Consider the following 21,025-nt stretch of genomic DNA (forward strand, 5'->3'; position numbering starts at 1 on the left):
CTCGAGCTGGCCGGTGGCGAGAAGGAGGGATCATGCCGGACGCCACTGAGTCGGCTGTGACTGAGCCGCCGAGCCTTGGGGACGCCGTCGAAGAGCGCAGTATCCTACTCGGCCTGTGCTATCGACTCCTCGGGTCGCTCAGCGATGCTGAAGACGCTGTTCAAGATACGTACATTCGCTGGTATCGGCTTGAGGATTCTGCTCGCGAGGACGTGCGATCGCCACGCGCTTGGCTAATTACGACCGCGAGCCGAATCTGTTTCGATCTTCTCGGCAGTGCGCGCGTTCGTCGAGAGCTTTACGTCGGCGAGTGGCTCCCTGAACCTATCCCCGATCCAAGTGCCTGGACTAGCAGCTCATCTCAAGCTTCGATCGACCCAGCAGATCGAGTAAGTATGGACGAGTCCGTCTCGATGGCCCTCTTAGTTGTGCTGGAGTCGATGACGCCAGCTGAACGCGTGGCTTTCGTTCTGCATGACGTCTTTCGATTCACCTTCGCAGAGGTCGCTGAGATCGTCGGAAGATCACCGGTAGCTTGCCGTCAGTTGGCGTCTTCCGCACGAAAGCGGATTCGAGATTCGCGCCAGATTGCGGTGCCGAGTGAAGAGCATGCTGCCGTCGTCCGTTCATTCAAGAACGCATGGAGCGAAGGCGACATTGGGGGGCTTATTGAGCTGCTGGACCCCAATGTCACGGCGGTCACCGATGGTGGCGGTCTCGTTTCTGCTGCTTTGGAGCCGTTGTATGGCCCGGAGGAAGTGGCTCGTTTCTTCATTGGCGCGTTTGGCCGCCAACCGGGCCTCCATATCGAAGAACAGGTTGTCAACGGAGAGGCTGGCCTGGTGGCCACCTCCGAGGGGAAGATCGTCGCAGTCATTTCTGTGAATGTGAGTTCGGGAATGGTGGATCATATATGGGCCGTGCGGAATCCGGAAAAGCTAGCAGCGTGGGAGTGAGGAGCACACACGGTCCTCAGACGCCAGAATGTTCGCAAGGCCGCACTTCTCTCAGATCTCCATGGAGCCCTGCGCGACTGGAAACCAGTACTTCAATTATAAAATGAGATGCACATGGCCCGACATCGCAGACGGAAGAAGCACCATCCCGCTCAGAGCCGCGCACTGTGTCTCGATACCGGCAAACGTCAGTACGGAGACTATGGTGACGCCGCGCGGGTCGCTTTGCGCCGCTCACGTTATGCCGGTCCGTTGCGGATCTATGAGTGCCCGTCGTGCGGGGCCTGGCACCTGACCAAGCGGCGCATCTGGGGCAAGCCGCCTGCCTCCTAGAGACCGCGTGCCGGACCCTCTCGGCGAGGAGTGCTCCGGGCGGGGTGTTGCTCGTCGGGGAGCTGCCGCTGCCGTTCCCGGAGCGCTGTCTCGTGGGCTTCGGCGGTGGCGCGTTTGATCTCGATGAGATCCGCCGCCTGATCCGACGGCAGGCCACGAAGCTCGGCGGCGTCGGCCCGCGCTTCTTCCGCCGACGCCCTCCACTTTGCCGCCTCCCTGCGGGGGCTCGTGCGCAGGTAGCGGTCGGGGTCACGGCGGACGTTGTCCACCCCGTGGAGGCGCGCCAATAGCGTCAGCCGGTCGCGGCGCTGTCGCTCCTGCAACCCGGTACGCGCCTGCCGCGCCTCGACCACGGCCTCGCCAGCCTCCACCACCTCGGGAGACTCCTCGGCCCGTTGAGCGGCGACACGATCCACCCACTCGTCGAGGTCGCCCCCATGCCGCGGGAGAGTGCCCCACTCCGAGGACAGGCGACCGCGCAGGGCCTGGGTGTGCTCGCGGGCGGTGTCGTGCTCGCGCTGGGCGCGCCGCTTGCCGAACCAGCCAGCCGTCGCGAGCCGTCCGGCGGCCTGGGCTTCCTCGCCCACGGCGTCAAGGTATTCCTGGCCTTCGGTTTCGGCGCGGGCCTCCAGGGGTGCGAGAGTGTCGGCCCCCACGGTGGTGGCGTGCTCCTCTGCCGTGGCGAGGGCGCTGGTGCTCTCATCCGTCTCATCCCGATGCCGGGCCGACAGCCCAGTGAGCTGGTCGCCGACGTTCTCCCACCAGGCGGCCCGCTGCTCCGCCTTCTCCGCCAGCCCGTCGAGCCGCGCCAGCTCCTCCGAGACCATCGAGATAGGTCCGTCCTTGACCAGACCGGCGATGGCCTCGTTCGCGCGGGCGGTGGCATCGGTCAGGCCCCGGTCGGCGCGGTCGCGACCCATCGCCTCCACGAACTGCGCCCTCGCCCCTGCGAGGTCCGCAGCGATCACGTGGAGTTCGTTGCGTCCGCTGCCACGGGTGAGGCCCACATAGACGGCTGCCGCGTCGAGAGCGTCTGAGAGCACCGTGTGCGCACTGTCGACGGTGGTGCCTTGGACGCCGTAGGCGGTGGAGGCGTAGGCCAGATGCACGTGCTCGGCCACATACCCCGGCGGGAGGGTGACCGTGACGTTGTGCTTCCGGTCGGTGCCGGTCTCGATGGCATGCACCGTACCGTCCTCGCTGATCTGTTGGACGGTGAAGGTCTGCCGGTTCGCCACCCGCAACTCGGCATCGTTCTGCCGCGCCTGCACCAGATCACCCACACCGATCGCCAGGCCATCAGAACCGGTCACGGTGCGGGCGTCGTCGACCTCGCCAGCTTCGATGCGGACGGTGCGGATGCGCTCGTTGAGCGCGGTGGCCTCGTCGTTGGTCGCCACCGTGACCGCATCCTCGGGGATCGTGTTCTGGGCGATGTGCTCGCGCATGGCGTCATCGTCGGCATGCAACCGGACCAGACCCATCGCCTGCAACACGTCGAAGATCGCCGCGGGGTTCCTCCCGTCGCGCATCCGCAACGTCAGCGCCGCGTACTGCTCGTCGTCGAAGCGGTGCAGCTCGCTCATGTCCACGGTTGCACCACGGATGTGCGCGGCCATGTCGAGCACCCCGCCACGCCCGACCGCGGGCAGCTGGGCACGGTCGCCGACCAGCGCCACCGACGCCTTGGCCTCGCGGACGATGGTGAGGAGGGCGAGGGCGGTGTCCTGGTCGAGCATTCCTGCCTCGTCCACGATCACTCGCTCACCCCGCACCAACCGTGGTCCCTTGGGCGGGCCGGTGTAGGTCTGGCCCGTGGCGGGGTCGGCGTCGCCCGGATTGAGGCGGGTCCAGACACCGTCGTCGTTCCACCTGAACCCGTGCGCGTAGACGAGCGCGGCTACGGAATCCGCGGGCACCTTCAGGGTCTCGGCTGCGACTTGGGCGGCCTTCTTCGTCGGGGTGACCACCCGCACCGACCGTCCGTCGTGGTCGAGGGCTTCGATGGCGGTGGCGAGCATGGTGGTCTTCCCGGACCCGGCGGCCCCTTCAACCACGACGAGCGGGTCAGGGGAGGCGACCGCGGCCGCAGCCTCGGCCTGCCCGGCATCGAGACCGTGCTCGGCGGCGAGCTCGGTCAGGTCGGGACGGGGCGGCTCGCGGTTCGGTGCCTGCGCTTCGAGCCGGTCACGCAACTGCGTCTCGGCCTCCACCACCCGCAGACTGGTGAGGTGTGCAACATGCTCGGGGTGCACGGCACCGGGCGGCAGCACGGAGAAGCAATCCCCTATTGCGAGATCGGTGGCGAGTTGCACGAACTCGCGCAACTCCGTAGGTGTCGCTTGCGCGCCGTGGTCGGTGGTGATGCGGGTGACGTGCTCGCGGATGGTGTGCACCGTCCACGTCGACCCACCCGCCGCACTGCGGTCGAGGGCACGGTTGGCGACTTCCTGCACGCTGAGGTCATCGACGGACACCCGCTCGGGTGCTGGTGCACGGGTGAGGGTCTCGGGGTTGTAACCGGCCTCGACCAGCTCTTGCTTCCAAGCATCTTCGTCGCCGAGGTCGGACGGTTTCTTGTTCGGCCGCTCATGCGCCCACGCCTTGTGCAGCAGCCGCGCGCGGACGACGGGGCCGGGCTCCTCGCCGGGATGCGCGGACTCCCACTCGGCCTCCAACCGCTTCAGGTTGCGTTCGACCTGATGGGCACGCTTGCTCATCACCGGGTTGAACGTCTCCAGCTCCGTGACCTCCCCGGTGACGGGGTCGAGGGTGAGCCCGAGCCGGTCCAGGGTTGCAGCCAGGTGCGGGTGCGCGGCGATCACCGCAGCGCCGAGTGCACGGATGGCGCCCTGTTGCTTGAACAGGACCGCGGTATCGAGGGCACGCCACTTGCCCGCGGCGGGCACGCGGGTGCCGATCTGGAAGTGCACGTGCCGGTGCGGATCACCGGCACGACTGGTGCGGTGCACCACGGCGACGGTCTGCACCGACTCGACCGGGATGATTTCCTGCTGCCCGCGCGGGCCGACTCGCGTGTAGGCGTGCTGTGCCAGCCACCGCCGAATCTCGGCCACCGCGTCCTGCTGCGCGGCATCGAGGGCGTCAGAGACCTCCGGGTGCAGGGCGGCAGCGATCGACAGGGACTTGGGGGTGTTGACGACCATCTCCGCGAACCGCGGGGAGCCCTTCCGGACCTCGCCAGCCTCCCGCGGGATGCCCATCCGCTCCCCGGTCAGCGGATGGACCCAGTCCACCCAGCCTGCGTACTGCTCCGGGTCCAGCCCGGTGTTCGAGACGACCTCACCGCGACTGTTGGTGATGGTGAAGTCCGCGAGGGCGGTGCCGCCTTCGAGGTAGTAGTCATCCGCGGTGGACCGGTCGGATTCGAGGTACCGGCGGGCGGCAGTGCCCGGTCCGCGGAAGAGGGTCACGCCGCCTTTCATGCCGGTCACCGCCTTCCTCACGAGTCGCTTCGTGAGGAAGGTGTGCGGGCACTACCGCAGGTAACATGCGTCCATTTATTTGTGTCTTCAGGCGGCGGGGCTGATCGGGGAGGCCATCGCGAGGGTGAGTTGCCGGGCTGGAGCCGATGAGTCGAGACAGCTCTGGGTGGTCCAGCGATCCGGTATGGAGGAGTCAGGGTGAGGGCGGAGACGAGTGTTGAGACTGTGGCGAGGTCGAACAGACACTAGGACCAGGAGGAAGGGGCGGGGAGGCTCGCCTCCTGAAACGCGTGTCGCTCGAGTGGTAGTCTGGGATCATCGGAAGTAAAAACGTGCGTCGCTGTTGAAGACGAGGCTCTCTACAGAGCGCACGAGCACACACGGGACGAACGGCCCGTCACTTCTTCACCGAGAAGGAGTGACCCATGATTCGTCGTCCCAGCCACCAGTCCGAGGCCGCGCAGCCGCCTCACACGCTGAAGGACGCGTGGATCGCGCTGGCCGGGCTGTCGGCCGTGTTCCTGTTCGAGATGCTCGACAACTCGATCCTCAATGTCGCCTTGCCCACCATCGGCCGGGAACTACAGGCCACCGCCACCGCATTGCAATGGGTGACTGGCGTGTACTCCGTCGTGTTCGGCGGATTGATGCTCGCGCTCAGCGCCGTCGCCGACCGCATCGGCCGACGCAAGATGATGCTGGCCGGGCTCGTGCTGCTCGGGATGACGAGTCTCGCGACAGCCTTCGTGGCCACTGCCGGGCAGCTCATCGCCGTTCGCGCGGCGATGGGGGTGGCCGCCGCGATGACCACGCCGGGCTCCCTGGCTCTCGCGTTCCGGCTCTTCGCCGATGACCGCCTCCGGGTACGCGCGATGACGGTGATCTCCACCGTAGGACTCATCGGCCTTGCCGTCGGCCCGATCGCCGGCGGCTTCGTCCTCGCCATCGCACCGTGGCAGACCCTGCTGCTGGTCAACGTGCCGATCGCAGCCATCGCCTTCATCGCGATCCACAAAGGCATTCCCGCCGACCGGCCAGAAGAGCTTCACCGCGATCCTGTCGATATCTGGGGAGCCATCCTGGGCACCGCGGCCATCGCATCCGCATTGCTCGCCCCCGCCCTCTTCGTCGAAGTGGGCGCAGACACCTGGTTCCCCTGGGCCGGGGTGGCCGCGACCATCGCTTTCGCGGCAGCATTCGCCTGGCGCGAGCGCTCGTTCCAATACCCCCTGCTGGACCTGCAGCTGATCGCGAGCCCGCTCGTGTCCAGCGGACTGGCCTTCAAAGGCGCAGCCAACCTCGCCGTCGCAGGTATCGGGTACCTCGTTGCACTTCAGCTCCAGCTCGACTGGGGATGGACGCCCGCCCAGGCAGCACTGGGCATGCTTCCGCAAGTGATCGTCCTCGTCGCCGGCGGCGCCGTCATCTCGATCCTCGTCGACAAGCTCGGACTCGATCGAGCGGCCTGGCTCAGCGCCTCTGCCGTCGTCGTGGGCCTGGCCGTCTACGCGCTTCTGGGACGCGTCGGATACGTCTGGATCGCTGTGGCCCTCGTGCTCGTCGCGGCGGGAATGCGGGTCGTCGGCGTCGTCGCGGGAACCAACGTCATGAAAGGAGTTCCAGAAGACCGGACCACCGTCGGCGCGGCCCTGGCCGATACAGCCGGCGAGTTCGCAACCGCCGTGGGCATCGCCCTGAGCGGAACCTTCCTCGCCGCCATCTTCACCGGGCACCTCACCGCATCGGCCTGGCCGACCGAGCAGACCGCGGAGTTCCGACTCGCGGTCACCTGGGGCGGAATCGCTCTGACCGTGCTCGCGGCGGGCCTCGTCGCCTTCGGCATGCTCCGAGCCCACGGAGAGAAGAGCGCCCCAGAAATCTAGACCGAAGGGTGTTGACGGCGTGTCCGTCAAGGGAATGAACGGGGCTTCTGCAGGGGCTCTGCTTAAACGAAGAGTGAGATGAGAGAGGCGTGGTCACGGTGTTCAGGGACGAGGCGCAGTCGGTCGTTGCGCTGCACGACGTGGCGGTGACCACCAGGCCGCGCTGCGATGACCGACACCGTGGATGAAGAGGTTGAAGTGGGCCTGCTTGCCTTCCACGCCGCTCACCCCTTGACGAGTCCGCCGTCGACGATGAGGTTCTGACCCGTCACACCCCTGGCCCACGGGGAAGCGAAGAATACGACTGGGTCGGCGAGCTGATCCGGCGTCGTCACCGCCCGCAGCGGGGTGCCCGCGGCGATGCCCTCGAAGACCGCCTCAGGGGTCGCCGCCGAGGCGTCGGTGGTCAGCAGCAGCCCCCCGGAGACCATGTTCACCGTGATGGCCTGCGGGCCGAGATCGTCGGCGAAGGTGCGTGTCAGGGACAGCAGCGCTGCTTTCGCCGCGGTGTAGTCGTGGTAGGGCACGACGGGGTGCTGGAAGAGGTTCGTACCGATGTTGACGATCCGGCCGAAGCCCGCCTCGACCATGCCGGGAAGGGTGGCCTGGATGACGTTGAGAGGCCCATGCACGGAGCCGGTGAACTGTGCGGTGATCTCCTCGTAGGAGATCTGGTCCGCGTGGGAGCGGGCGTCGCCGTTGAAGGAGAAGTCAGCCAGCGCGTTGTTCACGACCGTGGTGATCGGACCGCCAAAGCGATCGGCGGCCTCAGCGACGAGGGCATCGACCTGGGCGCGGTCGCGGACATCAGCCCGGATTGCGATCGCCTTTCCGGGGTGGGCGGCGGCGAGGTCCTCCGCGGCGTCCTGGGAGGTGTGGTAGTCGATGACCACTCGCGCACCCTGGGCCAGGAACGCGCGAGTGATCGCAGCTCGGAGTCCGCGGGCGCCGCCGGTGACGAGGACGATCTGCTCGGTGAGGGGGAGAATAGTGTGTGCCATGTGTATGCCTCTCGATATCGAGGCGAAGGCAACCCGTGCGCACCGAAGAGCGAAAGTTGCTCTTCGGTGCGCTGACACCGCCAACATTGTCGGCGGGTGAAAGTCCGGACATTCCCTTCGCCAGTGCTAACTGGATCAGGTTCAACGGGTGTCATCTCAGCCGACCACGTCCCGTGCTCGAAAGCTGGAACGGGCGGCGCCCCGTGTCACGCCACCATCACATCACGGAAACCACACTCTCCACAAGCTTCGGACGGCCTGATTCTTCGTTACTGGAATCGCTGTCACAGAACACCTGATATCACTACGTGCTATCCGGCAAATGGGCATTCTGGCTTCTTGAGTGTTCCTGTTGCTTGCGTTCCAGCTCGAGCGCGGTTTGGGCGATAGCGCGGACGTTGAATGTTTCCGCGACCGGTATCGCAGCCATTTCCTCGAGGGTGAACCATGCCGCTTCGAGTGCGTCATCGTCCGGGACCGGTTCCCCTCGTTCCCATCGGCAGAGCACTGCGATCAGGACGTAATGCAGATTGTGGTCGGCATCGATGACGTCGACAGCATCGAAGACATCACCGGGTGTGGCGAGGACTCCTGTTTCCTCGGCGAGTTCGCGCGCGGTCGCGGCGGTCAGGGTCTCGCCGGGTTCGATCTTGCCCCCGGGGAATGCCCAGCGCTCGGCGTCGGGCATGTGGGCACGCCGGATAAGGAGTACACGTCCTTTTCGGACCACTGCCGCCAGCGTCGCCGGCTTCGGGTAGGAAGCGTCGCGCGTCATCTACCCCGCCCCGATCGTCGACTCGGAGTGGTCTTGGAGGTGGGCTGTGATCTGCATGAACGGTGGATGGTCGATAGGTGCCTGGGAGCCGACGTCCTCTACGGTTTGTGCTCCGCGGTCGGTGACCTTGTCGACTGTGAAGCCGGCCTCGGTCAGCACCGCCTCGTAGGTGCTGATGAACCAGTGCCGGTCGACAAGCTCGAGGATCCCGGTGCCGGGGATCTGCAAGCTGACCTTGCGTTCGTCTCCGTCACGGTAGCCTCTGCCGGGCTCGCCGCTGCGGAAGGTCGGGAACGGTACTCCTGTGGCCGCCGGGTTGCTATCGACGATGAAGAGTCTGCCGGTCGGTGTAAGCACTCGGGCGAGCTCGCGGGCGATCGCTCTCAGTTCCTCGCGTGTGGGCACGTTGATGAATACGAAGCAGCACACGATCGCATCGAATGTGTCATCCGGGTAGGGAACGTGGCCGCTGTCGATGGTGTGGAATCGCGCGGCCGGTTGCGGGGTCTGCGCCCGGGCGAGGGTGATCATGTCGGTGCTGATGTCGACTCCGACGACCTGTGCTGCGGCTCCGGCGTCGAGGAGGCGTCGTGAGACTTTTCCGCTGCCGCACCCATAATCGAGCACGATCCCCCCTCGGCCGCAAGCAGTTTGGAGGTCATTGACGAGCGGGGTATAAGCCAGTCGGTTTTCGACATAGTCGTCATAGGCATCGAACCCTGCTGAGACTGCCGGAGTCGTCCATGATGTCGTCACTGCTGCACCGCCCTCACACGCGCGTTTTCGATGCTGGGCCATCGGCTCACGACCAGCTCCCGGTGGAGGGGATGGAGGTCGCCGATAATCGATGGGTCGACTGGTCGTTGGTATTGGAGTTGCCGGTGGATCCAGAACAGGCGGACAATGTCGACCCACGCTTCCGGAAGATCAAGGGTCGCCAGTGCGCGGCCTGGGAGCTCGTCTGCACGGATCGACTTCTCCAGGGCGAGGACCTGGTGCACCTGGTCCAGGCTCGCCCCCGAGGGCAGCCGTGGAAGAGTGCTGGGTTCCTCCACGATCGTCTGATCATCGCCGCCGAGGAGGGTGTGCACCTTGGTGAGGTCTTTTTCGTAGATGTGGATCGAGCCGACGTTGTGGATGTACACACCCGGGGTCAGGCCCAGCATCGAGGCGAGAAATTCTTGGATGAACGTGAAGGAGAACGTGTCGTTGAGCAGTCCCATGTACGCGTCGTTGGCGCGCATGAACGCGACCATGTGCAGACGGTCCTCACGGCGCAACAGCTGGAGAGCCAGCGTGCAGGAGACGTCGATGTTGCGGCGGTAGATGTCTTCGGAGTCGTCGAAGATCTGCAGAACGGCACGCTTGCTCGCAGGGTCATCCTCGCGGAGGATGTTCACGATTCGTTCGATCGCAGTCTCGTCGCCGACGTGTCTGAGCAGTTTGGGACCATACCCGGTGCCCGGCAGGCTGAGGCCGTCGGGACTGTACCGGCTCATCGAGGGTGCGTAGGTGCGGATGAAGTCGAGGTCGTTCTTCCCTGAGAGGTACCACAGTGCTTCGGCGTAGTTGAAGATGATGTTCTGCCGACGAGACCTGGCCAAGCAGTACCGCCGGGCCGGGTTGGTCAGGCGTGCGGTGTAGCCGATGATTTCGCGTTCGTCCTGCCCGCGGGGACTGTTCTGGTATTCGAACCCGGTGTAGACCTGTCGCAGGGAATCCAGGTAGAGCGTGTGGAGGTCGGGATACTCAGGCTTCACTGACGGCTCCTGCCTGCGCGTGCTCGATCGCGGTGAGGATGCGTGGTCCGGTGGGCTGCTCGGGATCGATGGTGATCATCTGGACGTCGGCGACCGCTGAGAGGCCTCGGACGAGGAACGCGTACTCGGCTCCCTCGTCGAGGAGTAAGACGATGGGTTTGTTCCAGGCGGAGGCCCACCCGATCTCGATGTGCGTGCCCGGGGATGCCGGTGCGCCGGGGAACGCGACGAAGACGTCGCAGGCGGCGATCTCCGTGTAGTCGATGCGTGTGCATTCGCTGGGTTCCATGAACTCACGGCCCCAGTGCTCTCTGCGGTGGGCGCAGTGCACATCCCACCCCTGGGTTTCGAAGAAGTCGATGATCGAAGTGTACTTGTCGATCGCGGCGTCGCCCATCACATGGGTGTCGGCGTCGACGAGAGCTTTGAACGGGCCGGCGAGAAACATCTTTCGCGTCATCGTCACGGCTCCTTTCATGAGTCGAAGTGGTTAGCTCTACCGATCGGAACGAGGAGGGGCTGTTCTGCATCCCTACCCGCGCGGCCAGAGCTGGTGGAAGTGATGCAGGGGACCGTGACCTTGGCCGACGTCGAGGCGGTCGCTGGCAACGAGAGCGCCGTGCAGGTAGGTCTTCGCCCGTTCAACGCTTTCGGGCACGGTGTGGTCAGGCAGCAGTGCGGTGATCGCCGAGGACAAGGTGCAGCCGGTGCCGTGGTCGTTGAGGGTTTCGATCCTGGGAGAGGTGTAGGTGGAGATCCCGTCGGGGCCGGCGAGGTAGTCGACACTGACCGTCTCGTTCGTGAGATGCCCGCCTTTGAGTAGCGCCCACTGACAGCCAAGGCCACGCAGCCCGGTGGCCTGGTCCTCCATCTGCCCCAAGCGGGTGACATCTGTGGTGTCGAGGAGCACGGCGGCTTCGGGAAGGTTCGGGGTGATAATCGTGGCCAGTGGCACGAGCGTGTCTCGGATGGCTGCGACCGCATCGTCGTCCAACAGCCTGTCGCCGCTCTTGGCGACCATCACCGGATCAAGGACCACGGTCTCGGCTTCGTGGTATTGCAGGCGCTCGGCGATGACCTCGGCGATCGCGGCGTTGGCGACCATACCGATCTTTACCGCGTCGACGCGCACATCGTCGAACACTGCATCGATCTGCTCACCGACGAAAGAGGGATCAAGGGGCATGAACGAGCGCACACCGCGCGTGTTCTGTGCCACGACCGCGGTGATCGCGGCCATACCGTAGGTGCCCCTCGCTGAGAAGGCTTTGAGATCGGCGTGGATGCCCGCCCCGCCAGTGGGGTCGGTGCCTGCGATGGATAGGACGTTCTTGATCGTCATGCGTGCACTTCCTTCTGCTGCTGTGTGGCGGCGTAGCGGGCGACCTCGGCGACATCCTTGCTCAGAGTCAGGCGGGCCTCGTCGACCTCGTCGAGGGGGAACCAGCGTGCTTCGAGGGCGTCGTCGCCAGCGTGGGGTTGCCCCGAGCGCCACTGGCAGAGCACGGCGATAAGCACGTAGTGACTGTCCAACCGTCCAGTCTCGTCTCGGCTGAACGCGTCAACGGAAGTCAAAACACCGGTCGCCTGACCGATGATGCTGGTTTCTTCACCGAGTTCGCGTTCGGCGGCTTTGGTGATCGTTTCTCCGAATTCGATCTTCCCGCCCGGGAATCCCCAGAATCCTGCATCAGGAGGGTTCGCGCGACGCACCAAGAGGACATGGTCATCTTTGATGAGGACGGAAATGACCGCGACCCTCGGGCGCACCTCGACTGAGGACGTCGCGGGGCCGACAACAGAATGGGACACTGTAACCTCCTAATGGGGAGGCCAGCGAAGGAAAGAAGCCCTGCTAGACCAGTCCCTTCGCCGGCATGATCCGGATCAGGTTCTAGGGTCACCACGCTGACAACGTCCAGTGGTATCTCAGCCCCTTGACGGGACACCCCTCGGTGCAACCCGAATCTACCAGAATGCCGTCACAGATACACCCTGCGCGGATTGCCCGCTGCGGGATGCTGGTGTTGGGATCGGCTGCGCACCTATCCAGTGCTGCGACTGTGCCCGATGGAGCAAGTGCCCGTCTCACGGGTGGAGTCACTGGTCGGTGTCGGCCTTGGACGGTAGAATGGAAGGTGTCGGGCGAGCATGAAGGAGGACAGGTCATGGCGACGACGAAGGCCCTGGAACAGGCCGAGATCGACCGGCTCGAAGCGCAGGTCACTGCGAGCCAGCGGATGGCTAGCGAAGAGGAGACTGACGCCGACCGTGCCCTGGGCCGCAAGGTGCTCACTGGAGAGATGTCCGCCGATGACGCCATCGCCGTCCGGCTGGCGCAGATCGACGCGAAGCACGGCATCACCCGGTAACACGCCGCGGGCCAATGTCTCGGGCGGGGGTGGACGGTGATGCCGGATCATTACACGTATCCCGGCACCGAGGTGCTCGTCAACATCCCCGGCTACACCGACCCGGCGGCGTGGAAGGAAGCCGAGACCGCCCACGGCGCGAGATAGGTGCCCTGGATCACGAGCTGCGAGCGGCGTTGCAGCGGCGAGCACACCGCCTCGACCCCGACCCGCCGTTCGGTCCACCAGACCAGGGGCGGGGGCCACATGACCGAGGACTCGGACTATGAACACTCAACGTACCGCCACAGGCGAGCGGAACGAGAGCAGCGTGCGGGCGGCCCGGTCACGTCCGGGCGAGGAGAACGGGTCCGCAAAATGGGCGGACCCGTTGATCACGACGCAGGCCAACCTCTCAGGGCGAAACCCCTGGCACGGTGGGAGGAAATTTCCTCCCACCGTGCCAGGGGGACGCCCACGGTGCCGCCACTGTGGCGGCGCCGTACGCCTCGCGCGGGCAGGCCATGGTGGTGCCGAATCGGCACCACCATGCCATCCGCAGGTGCGAACCGTGCAGGGGCAACGGGGCCGGAAAATTTCCGGAGCCGTTCACCGGCCCCCGGCGCGGGCACGGTCCTGCAAAATTTGCGGGACCGTTGGCTTGGGCACGGGGGTGGAAAATTTTCACCCCCGTGGGCTCGAGCCGACCGTGGTGCCACCGTGGCACCACCGTCAAGAACGAGGGCAGGTCGACGGTGGTGGCAAATTGCCACAACCGTGCTGCCGGAGACGACGACAGCGGGCTGACGGTGGTGCACAATTTTCACCACCGTGACGTTCCGCTGGTGACTGCTCCGGGGGCGCCGAATCGGCACCCCCGTGCCCGACCCCGTTTTCGGGGCCTCCAAGGGCACGACAGCACTGACCATCCACATATAGTAGCTCGCTCCTGCGCGGATGGCTAGATGCAGTGATTGCTGTTTTTGAACCTCGGGTGTATGGGCGTACCTGTCGGGTATGAACAGTATCCCGACACCCCAGACCCATACGCCCACCACGACGACGAGGCCGCGCCTGGCGATCGACGACGAGGCCCTGACCGACACCGACCGGGAGACGATCCGGCAGGCCGCGAAGACCACAGCCTCCCGGTTCCCGCCCATGAGTGCCGAGCAGGCCGAGCTGATCCGCTACCAACTCCGCGGCGACGCCACCTGACCCACCCGGCATCCTGACCGTCTCGGCATCGAGCCCCACGTCCTTTAGAGTGCGCGGGGCTCGATGAGTACCCGCTCGGGCTCGAAGGCGTTCTGGCCCCGGTTCTGAGTCTGCTGGATGCGGACGTTGAACGTGGCCTTGATGATCTTCCTCCGCTCCAACAGTGGCAGGCCCGCCCACGCGGCAGGCACATCCTCGGCGGTGACCAGGGCACGCACCCGCTCGTCGGTCACCGGGGGGATGAGCGCCTGCTCGGCCTCGGCGATCTGGGGCCGCAACGCGGCTTCCAGCTTCGTGAGCGTGTCGAGGTTCAGACTCCCGGCCGCGTACTGGGCGATGACCTCGTCCAGGCGGGCCTGCAACGCCGCCCGCTTCTGCTCGGCAGCCTCGGCAACCTTGAGCCAGTCGCCGTCGTCGTCGCCGGTGAGCCAGGCGAGGTTGGTCGGGTTCTGGAACCACTCCAGCACGACCTGCTCGACATAGGCGTCCAGGCCCGGCTGGGAGATCATCGTCTTATAGCACCCCCGGAACTGGCACTGGTACTTCACCGCCGGAGTCCTCTCCTTCTTCCGCATCGTGGCCCGCTTCAAAGGGCGGCCGCAGTAGTGGCAGCGGGCGATGTGGACCATGAGCGTCTTCGCGGCCATCCCGCCACCGCCCTTGACGAGACGTCCGGGATCGGCGAACAGGCGCTGGATCTTCTGGAAGTCCTCCCACTCGATCAACGCCTCCCACTGCGCCTGGCCGATGACCTCACCGCGGTAGACGCGCTTGCCGGCGATGGTGGGGTTCTGGAGCACCTGGCGGACGGTGTAGGTATCCCAGCCGCGGGGACTCTCGGCCCACGGCTTCTTCGGTGTCGGCTCCCCAGCATCCTGCAACCGCATCGCTATCGAGTACATGGACTTACCAGCCAGCACATCACGGGCGGCATCGCGGACGATCTGCCCGGTGTGGGGGTCGGGTTCCTGGCGCAGCAGGACACCGGTGTGCTGGTCGTAGACCCGCCGGTATCCGTACGGGAGGCGACCGTGGGGGCGGCCCTTGTCCGCGTTGAGCTTGACTGTGCGCAACTGCCGCTCGCGCATCGTGTTCGCGTCCGCTTCGGCGCGGAGGAACTCGAAGCCCATCATGAACGTGTCATCGGAGCGGGAGAAGTCATACACCCTGCCGTGGGTGAGGTAGAGGACCCCGGCGCGCTGGCAGGCCTTGCGCAGCTGCACGTAAACCTCCATATCGCGCCCGGCACGAGACGGCTCCCAAGAGGCAAAGCCGCCATACCTGCCGGACTCGATCAAGGCCATGGCCTCGTCGAAGCCCTCGCGTTCGCGCCTGCGCCACTGCGAGGCCGACCGGTCAGCATCGCGGACGATCGCCTCCGGGTACCATTCGATCGGCAGGCACCAGCCGACCATGTCAGTGAGCTGGTCATCGATCGAGCGCATCAGCTTGTGCCGGTCCTGTGAGGCCCGCCCATACAGGATCGAAGCGGTCCAGTCGTCCTCGGCCATCTCCCGGAGTCGCTCGACCGCGGCCCGCAACTCCGGCGTGAGCAGCGGTAGCTCCAAGAGCCTGTTCGTCGTGGTCGTGTTGGTGTTCGTTGTGGTGGTGTTCATGGACATCAGGTGCGTCTGCCTTCCCTCTGCCCCTTGAACTTGATCGACGAACCGACGACCGGTCTCGACGTGTCCACGCAGTCGGTCGTGCTCGACACGATCCGGCAGATGACGGTGGCGAACAATGTCGCAGGCCTCTACATCACCCACGACCTCGCCGTCATCAAGGACATCTCCGACCGGGTGGCTGTGATGCTGCGCGGTGACCTCGTCGAAGAGGGACCGGTGTCGTCGGTGCTCGATGACCCGCAGCACGAGTACACGAAGATGCTCATGGCAGCAGTGCCGGACCTCGCCGGCCGCAAGACGATCGGCGACGGTGCCGCAGAGGAGAAGAAACCCTCGGAGGACGACGAAAAGACGCACATCCTCGTCTCGACGGGGGAGCCTGGCGGGCCCGGGGAGCCGGGCGGTTCCGGATCGGGCGGTGACGCACCGGACGGGGCGGTCGCCTCGGCGGGGGAGCGGGACGCCTCGGCGGGAGAGCGGGACGGTGGCGCCGCCTCGGCGAATGCGCCTCTGCTCGAGGTCGCGGATGTGGCGCTCGCCTACGGGAAGGCGCAGATCCTCAACGGGATCAACATGGTCCTGGAACCGGGGGAGTGCACGATGCTGCTCGGCGAATCGGGGTCGGGCAAGACGACCCTGTCGCAGTGTGTGGCCGGGCTCAACGACGACTACTCCGGGTCGGTGCGGCTGCGGGGTACGGAGCTGGCGCGGTCGACGCGCAAGCGCACGAACGAGCAGCGGGTGGGCATCCAGTATGTGTTCCAGTCGCCGTTCTCCTCGCTCAATCCGCGTCGGTCGATCGGTCAGTCGCTGTCGGTGCCGCTGGAGATGAGCGGTGAGGGCACGGCCGCGAGTCGGAAGGCCGCCGTCGAGGAGGCCCTCGACTCGGTGCGGCTGGGGCGGTCGTTCTACCACCGGCGTCCCGGTGACCTCTCTGGTGGCGAGCGGCAGAGGGCCGCGATCGCCCGAGCCCTGGTCAATGCGCCGTCGGTGATGGTGTGTGATGAGATCACCTCGGCGTTGGATGTCAGCGTGCAGGCCTCGATCGTCGCGCTGCTGCGGACCCTGCGGGAGGAACGACAGCTGGCGATGCTCTTCGTCACGCACAACATCGCGCTGTCGAGGCACATCGCCGACAACCTCGCCGTGCTCAACAAGGGCAAGATCGTCGACTACGGTCCGACCGCCTCGGTGCTGGAGAACCCCACGCACGAGTACACGCGGACGCTGATCTCTGACGTGCCGAAGTTCTGAGGGGCTGAATTACCACAAAACGTCCGAGCCATCTGTTCGCGAACAGATGGCTCGGACCTCATGTGTTGGGCGATGCACCTAATGTGTTGTCGATCGAGGTCAGTCTGCCGACGAGCGCTGAGGCGTGAGGTCTTTCGCACGGACTGGTCCTGTGTCTATTGACGTTGATCTGGGCGGGAAGACCTCTGCTTTCGGACCTATCGAAATGGCCGATAGATAGGTACGAAAAGATCGGTTGGACGGCACAGTTTCACTGGCGACACTATTGAATTCCACGAGTTCAAGAAAGGTCCCAAGAAAATGAGCACACTCGAAGTCCGCACAATGAGAGCACAATTGCGGGTATCGGCCGCTGAATCGCCCTGGAACTGGAAGCCGGCGGTCGGTGGACCAGCTGACATCGCGACGACACCGATTCATCTGACCACGCAGGGAGCCAGTGATGAGTGAAATGGCCGTGAAGCGGTCGCCGGATGCGACCAGGCCCGCCGACACTCTGACGATGACCCTCTTCCACGCAGCACTGCGCAGAGATCTCGAACGAGCCCGATTCCTGCTGGAGAACCCGCACTGGCTGAGCCCGCGGCGCGCACGCAGCCTCGGTCGGATGCTGCTGTGGAATATGGGTGAGCTGCGCCGACACCATGAGGGAGAAGACCACTTTCTGTGGCCCCTGCTGCTCGAGCGCTCACCGGAGAGCTCTGCTCTGCTCGATGCAATGGAGGACGAGCACCAGGCAATCGACGAACCGCTTGCAGACCTTGAGTCGGCTGCCCGCGGGCTCGTCGCCGCACGCAATGGTCCGCAGGAGGTTCTTGCCGCACTCGATGTGCTGGAGGGACCATTGCGGGCGCACCTCGAGCACGAGGAAGCCGACGGAATGGACATTGCCACTCGTGTGCTCACCCACCAAGAATGGAAGGAATTCGAACAGCGGGCATGGGCTGCAGGCTATACGCCGCTCGAGGCGCTCCGTTTCCTTGCCTGGATATGCGACGGGGTCGATTGGAACCCATCGGTATTGCGGCGCACTCGCATGCCCGTTCCCTTCTGGCGAGTGATGGCCGGGCCACTTTCGTCTATCGCGGCGGTTCCGGGTGCGAGCGTCTGGGCAGGCACTCCGGCCGCGCGGATCAGGAGTCGGCTGACCCCGCGATGAGCAGGATCCTCGACTCCGCTCAACGGTCTCCGATCCCCTCGATGAGCCGGGACATGAGGAGTACTGCAGCCGGGGCGTGCAGGTCGGGGCGGGCGACGAGACCGACGTCGACGTTGAGCTCACTGCCGTGCTCATCCACGAGCGGTGCGCCCCGTCTTTGTGCGAACGAGTTCGGGACGATGAGCCGACCTAAGCCTCGAGCGTGCAGCTCCTCGGCGACGGCAGGAGTCGCGACCTGGGCGACGATGCTCAGTGAGATTCCAACCCGTCGAGCCTCCGCTTCCAGAGCCTGTCGAACGCCGACCCCGCCGTCGAGGATGATCAGACGAGTCTCGTGCAGGCTCGAAAAGGGAGTCGCGGACATCCGGGCCTGCCGCGGCGAGTCATCAACGACGATCAGTGAGTCGCGCAGCAGCCGTTCCCATCGCAGGGCCGCGGTGCCGAACCGGACCACCAGAGCGATGTCCACTGAGCCGTCTGCGACGGCACGTTCGAGGGCATCGCTTGACTGCGACGTGATGACGAGATCAATACCGGGGAAGTCACTGGCGAAATCTGCCAGGATTCCTCCCAGGCCAGGGACGGTGGCCCCGGCGATGACGCCGAGGCGTATTCGTCCATGGCGGATTCCTGCCATATCGTCGACGACCTGACGGACCGCGTCCAACGACGACAGAGCAGTCCGAGCCGCAGGCAGGACGGCGACTCCTGCCGGAGACAGACTCACCCTCCGCGTGCTCCGGAGGAAAAGACTCTGACCCAACACAGTCTCGAGTTCCTTGATGCGCGAACTGATCGTCGACTGTGCCATACCGGCTCTATCGGCGGCGGCACTGAACGACTCCTCCTCGGCGACCAGGATGAAGGCTTCGAGTTTGGACATGTCCATGGGGACCTACTTCGCGAGTCACAACGAAACGGCTGCGATCATGAGCTGGCCGTTGGCCGGGAGGACAGGTGTGTCCGTTCGAACCAGGTCGGTCTCATCGTCTGTGGGCAAGAATTCGGCATGCAGGAGTCCCATGGGAAGTCCGTGAGCCAACCAGAGGGACTGGCGGTCCATGAGCTGGGCATGGACATGAGGTTCCGTGCTGTTCCCCGAATTGCCGCAGTCGGCGATGTGGTCTCCAGCTCTGACCCGATCGCCCACCTGCACTCGAAGAGATCGTCTGCGTATGTGGGCAACGACGGCGAACGTCCCATCGTCTGCCCGGATCGTGACGTGGTTGCCGAAGACCCAGTGTGGGCCGCCCATCATTCGCACTGTCTGCTCGATGGCGAGGTAGACGTGTGAGAGAGGACTTGTCCGGCTGCGGTGGTCCCTCTGCCAATCGCTCGCATTGACGACGACGCCGTCGACCATAGCGAGTACGGGGAGCCCCTGACCGGGGAACTGATCCGCTGGGAGCATACCGGTCGTCGTGGGGTAGTCTGCGACTCCCTGACTCTCCTCGGGCCACGCGACGAGGTCGATGGCATGAGACTGGCCGTACATGCGCACTCCGTGACTGGGAACCTTCGTCGCGGGACTGTTCGCCGCGAGCCATCGGCCTCGGACGGGTGGGTGCAGAAGATGAAGCCGGGTCGGACGGTGGGGACGGCCGAAGGCGCACACAGCCAGAAAGATCGCCGCCAGCGTCAGTGCAGCATACGACGCGCCGGACAGCATGGTCAGCAATGGTCGCGGGGTCGGAAGAAATGCCGCCACGGCCGTGATCAGCATAATGGCGACCACAGCGTGGGCGAGGATGATTCGAACTCTGAACATCCACTCCCGCAGCGCGGTCACAGAAGACACGGGGTTGTCTTCGACGCTCGTCATGTCGACACCGCTTCGGTCAGGAGGTCACCGATAGTGGTGCCCAGAAGAGTGGGGTCTTCGAGGTGTGCAAGGTGTCCCTGCCCGGGCAGGACAGTGATCGGTGCCCGTGGGATGCGCTCCGATACGCGGTCGAAGGCAGGTCCATATGGTTCGACCGAATGCGATCGTTCGCCGACGATCAGAGTCGCAGCCACGTTGTCCCATTCGGTGCTGGGCGTGAAATCGTTGAGAGCGGCGAGTTCCGGAGCGAGGGGCCTGGCCAGTTCTCGCAGGTGTGGCCACTCGGGCTGTTCCTTCATGGCTTCGACAAGCTCAGGTTCGAGCCCGCTGATGTCGCGGTTGATGATGACGACCCGTTCATCGAGATCGGCCTCTGCCATAGTCGACACGGCGTCCTCGGCGAACGGAGGAAGCACGGGGTCGTAGGCGACCACTGATTCAACGCGCGTGTCCTGGGCGGCAGTTTCGAGTGTGATCGTCCCACCGAGGCTCCACCCCACGAGGTGCACCGGCTGTTTAAGATGATCGATCCAGGCCCGCAGGTCGCCGATCTCGGTGTGCAGGTTGTACCCTGCCCCCTGTGCGCCGCTTTGCCTCCGACCCCGTCGGTCGAGGATCAACACGGGTCCCGCGCAGTTCATCGCCCGCACGGCCGCAATGAAATCGTGGGAATCCGCCATTGCTCCGGGCACGACGATGACCGGAGGCCCGGATCCTTCTCGCCGCACCGCGTGCAGCTGTATGCCTTCGCGTTCGATGAGCAATGATTCGAAGTCGTGGTTCGAGGTTGTCATATGTCGTCCTCATCTGAAACGGCGGCGTAGTTGAGCCGAAATCGTGTACCGGTATCGTCGTCGAATTGCCCGAACGGCATGTTCGCGGCAGAGAAAAGGTATAGTACAGAATGTACTTTACACTAATTGAACTCGACAGCGTCGTCGTCAATGCTGCTGTCCTCCGGTGCTGTCTCCGCTGCGCATGAGCAGTGATGCCGGCGATGGAAGGCGAGAGAGGCAAGGGCTGACACGTCTGTGCCGAGCGGAACGGAGATGACGTGCCTGCGCTCGAAGAGCTGGAAACCGAAACAATCATCCATGCGCCACTTGCAGAGGTCTGGGAGTTGGTCGGCGATCCTCGTCGACTCGCCGAATGGAGCCCACAGGTCGTTTCGTCGGAATTCTGCGACGGTGCGGACACCGCATCGCTTGGCGTCCGCTTCGTCAATCACAATCATGACCACGGAATGAAGTGGTCGACATCTGCGGAGATCGTACGGTTCGTGCCCCTCCGTGAAATGGCATTTCGGGTCGACGAAAACTGGCTGGTGTGGTCATTCACTCTGGAGCCGATGGGTGCGGAGGCGACTCGCGTGGTCCACCGTCGCGAGGCGCCGCACGGAATATCCGATTGGGCTCATGCCATGACCGAAAAGCACATGGGCG

Annotated in this window: 17 protein-coding genes, 2 pseudogenes and 2 riboswitches; of the genes and pseudogenes, 7 read left to right on the forward strand and 12 right to left on the reverse strand. The window is 65.0% G+C overall.

The window, feature by feature from the left end; all coding sequences use genetic code 11:
* Positions 1-32 precede the first annotated feature (32 nt).
* The gene (gene sigJ / locus ACQE2J_RS04795; RefSeq protein WP_101582779.1) at positions 33-956 is read left to right on the forward strand and encodes an RNA polymerase sigma factor SigJ; all 924 of its coding nucleotides are present in this window, start codon (positions 33-35) and stop codon (positions 954-956) included.
* 329 nt (positions 957-1,285) lie between these two features.
* Here sigJ and mobF read toward each other — a convergent pair whose 3' ends face one another.
* The gene (gene mobF / locus ACQE2J_RS04800) at positions 1,286-4,735 is read right to left on the reverse strand and encodes a MobF family relaxase (protein WP_426937493.1); all 3,450 of its coding nucleotides are present in this window, start codon (positions 4,733-4,735) and stop codon (positions 1,286-1,288) included.
* 425 nt (positions 4,736-5,160) lie between these two features.
* On the opposite strand from mobF, the gene ACQE2J_RS04805 reads away from it, so the two are divergent.
* Complete coding sequence (locus ACQE2J_RS04805; protein WP_426937205.1) at positions 5,161-6,618, forward strand: MFS transporter; 1,458 nt, start codon at positions 5,161-5,163, stop codon at positions 6,616-6,618.
* A gap of 224 nt (positions 6,619-6,842) precedes the next feature.
* Here ACQE2J_RS04805 and ACQE2J_RS04810 read toward each other — a convergent pair whose 3' ends face one another.
* From ACQE2J_RS04810 to ACQE2J_RS04840, 7 genes are all read right to left on the reverse strand, one after another.
* Positions 6,843-7,619, reverse strand: coding sequence for a 3-oxoacyl-ACP reductase (locus ACQE2J_RS04810; protein ID WP_127362572.1), 777 nt, complete (start codon positions 7,617-7,619; stop codon positions 6,843-6,845).
* A 94-nt stretch (positions 7,620-7,713) separates the two neighbouring features.
* Positions 7,714-7,833: riboswitch (TPP riboswitch) on the reverse strand.
* 90 nt (positions 7,834-7,923) lie between these two features.
* Positions 7,924-8,394: an NUDIX hydrolase gene (locus tag ACQE2J_RS04815; protein WP_101582768.1), complete on the reverse strand. Its 471-nt coding sequence runs from the start codon at positions 8,392-8,394 to the stop codon at positions 7,924-7,926.
* Positions 8,395-9,192 (reverse strand): class I SAM-dependent methyltransferase, encoded by a 798-nt coding sequence (locus tag ACQE2J_RS04820; RefSeq protein ID WP_096157498.1) that lies wholly within the window; start codon positions 9,190-9,192, stop codon positions 8,395-8,397. It abuts the gene before it with no gap.
* Positions 9,147-10,154, reverse strand: a complete 1,008-nt coding sequence (locus ACQE2J_RS04825) for a thymidylate synthase (protein WP_018022530.1) — start codon at positions 10,152-10,154, stop codon at positions 9,147-9,149. The genes ACQE2J_RS04820 and ACQE2J_RS04825 overlap by 46 nt, the downstream gene beginning before the upstream one ends.
* Complete coding sequence (locus tag ACQE2J_RS04830) at positions 10,144-10,614, reverse strand: nucleoside 2-deoxyribosyltransferase (protein ID WP_018022529.1); 471 nt, start codon at positions 10,612-10,614, stop codon at positions 10,144-10,146. The genes ACQE2J_RS04825 and ACQE2J_RS04830 overlap by 11 nt, the downstream gene beginning before the upstream one ends.
* Positions 10,615-10,686: 72 nt before the next feature.
* A complete protein-coding gene (gene thiD, locus ACQE2J_RS04835; RefSeq protein WP_018022528.1) occupies positions 10,687-11,496 on the reverse strand; it encodes a bifunctional hydroxymethylpyrimidine kinase/phosphomethylpyrimidine kinase in 810 nt (269 codons plus the stop codon).
* A complete protein-coding gene (locus ACQE2J_RS04840; protein ID WP_018022527.1) occupies positions 11,493-11,966 on the reverse strand; it encodes an NUDIX hydrolase in 474 nt (157 codons plus the stop codon). Before ACQE2J_RS04840 ends, thiD begins: the two co-directional genes overlap by 4 nt.
* 34 nt (positions 11,967-12,000) lie before the next feature.
* Positions 12,001-12,117, reverse strand: a riboswitch (TPP riboswitch).
* A gap of 205 nt (positions 12,118-12,322) precedes the next feature.
* On the opposite strand from ACQE2J_RS04840, the gene ACQE2J_RS04845 reads away from it, so the two are divergent.
* Positions 12,323-12,526, forward strand: coding sequence for a hypothetical protein (locus tag ACQE2J_RS04845; RefSeq protein ID WP_018022526.1), 204 nt, complete (start codon positions 12,323-12,325; stop codon positions 12,524-12,526).
* A gap of 996 nt (positions 12,527-13,522) precedes the next feature.
* Positions 13,523-13,723 carry a hypothetical protein gene (locus ACQE2J_RS04850; RefSeq protein ID WP_426937206.1) on the forward strand — a complete coding sequence of 67 codons (201 nt, stop codon included), beginning with the start codon at positions 13,523-13,525 and terminating at the stop codon, positions 13,721-13,723.
* Between the two features lie 44 nt (positions 13,724-13,767).
* Here the strand turns inward: ACQE2J_RS04850 and ACQE2J_RS04855 are convergent, their stop codons facing one another.
* A complete protein-coding gene (locus tag ACQE2J_RS04855; RefSeq protein WP_211209010.1) occupies positions 13,768-15,339 on the reverse strand; it encodes a recombinase family protein in 1,572 nt (523 codons plus the stop codon).
* A gap of 39 nt (positions 15,340-15,378) precedes the next feature.
* Here ACQE2J_RS04855 and ACQE2J_RS04860 point away from each other — a divergent pair.
* Positions 15,379-16,602: pseudogene (locus tag ACQE2J_RS04860) on the forward strand (ABC transporter ATP-binding protein); the annotation flags it as partial.
* 442 nt (positions 16,603-17,044) lie between these two features.
* Positions 17,045-17,761, forward strand: a complete 717-nt coding sequence (locus ACQE2J_RS04865; RefSeq protein WP_426937207.1) for a hemerythrin domain-containing protein — start codon at positions 17,045-17,047, stop codon at positions 17,759-17,761.
* Positions 17,762-17,780: 19 nt separating this feature from the next.
* Here ACQE2J_RS04865 and ACQE2J_RS04870 read toward each other — a convergent pair whose 3' ends face one another.
* Genes ACQE2J_RS04870 through ACQE2J_RS04880 form a run of 3 tightly spaced genes read right to left on the reverse strand, consistent with a single transcriptional unit; the run spans position 17,781 to position 20,377 of the window.
* A complete protein-coding gene (locus ACQE2J_RS04870; RefSeq protein WP_426937208.1) occupies positions 17,781-18,650 on the reverse strand; it encodes a LysR family transcriptional regulator in 870 nt (289 codons plus the stop codon).
* Between the two features lie 18 nt (positions 18,651-18,668).
* Entirely contained in the window at positions 18,669-19,583 is a 915-nt protein-coding gene (locus ACQE2J_RS04875; RefSeq protein WP_426937209.1) for a M23 family metallopeptidase, read from the reverse strand.
* Positions 19,580-20,377 (reverse strand): alpha/beta fold hydrolase, encoded by a 798-nt coding sequence (locus ACQE2J_RS04880; RefSeq protein WP_426937210.1) that lies wholly within the window; start codon positions 20,375-20,377, stop codon positions 19,580-19,582. Before ACQE2J_RS04880 ends, ACQE2J_RS04875 begins: the two co-directional genes overlap by 4 nt.
* A gap of 260 nt (positions 20,378-20,637) precedes the next feature.
* Here ACQE2J_RS04880 and ACQE2J_RS04885 point away from each other — a divergent pair.
* Positions 20,638-21,015 (forward strand): annotated as a pseudogene (locus ACQE2J_RS04885) (SRPBCC family protein); the annotation flags it as partial.
* Between the last annotated feature and the right edge of the window lie 10 nt (positions 21,016-21,025).

This window comes from Brevibacterium sp. LE-L (assembly GCF_050214925.1).
Taxonomy (GTDB): domain Bacteria; phylum Actinomycetota; class Actinomycetes; order Actinomycetales; family Brevibacteriaceae; genus Brevibacterium.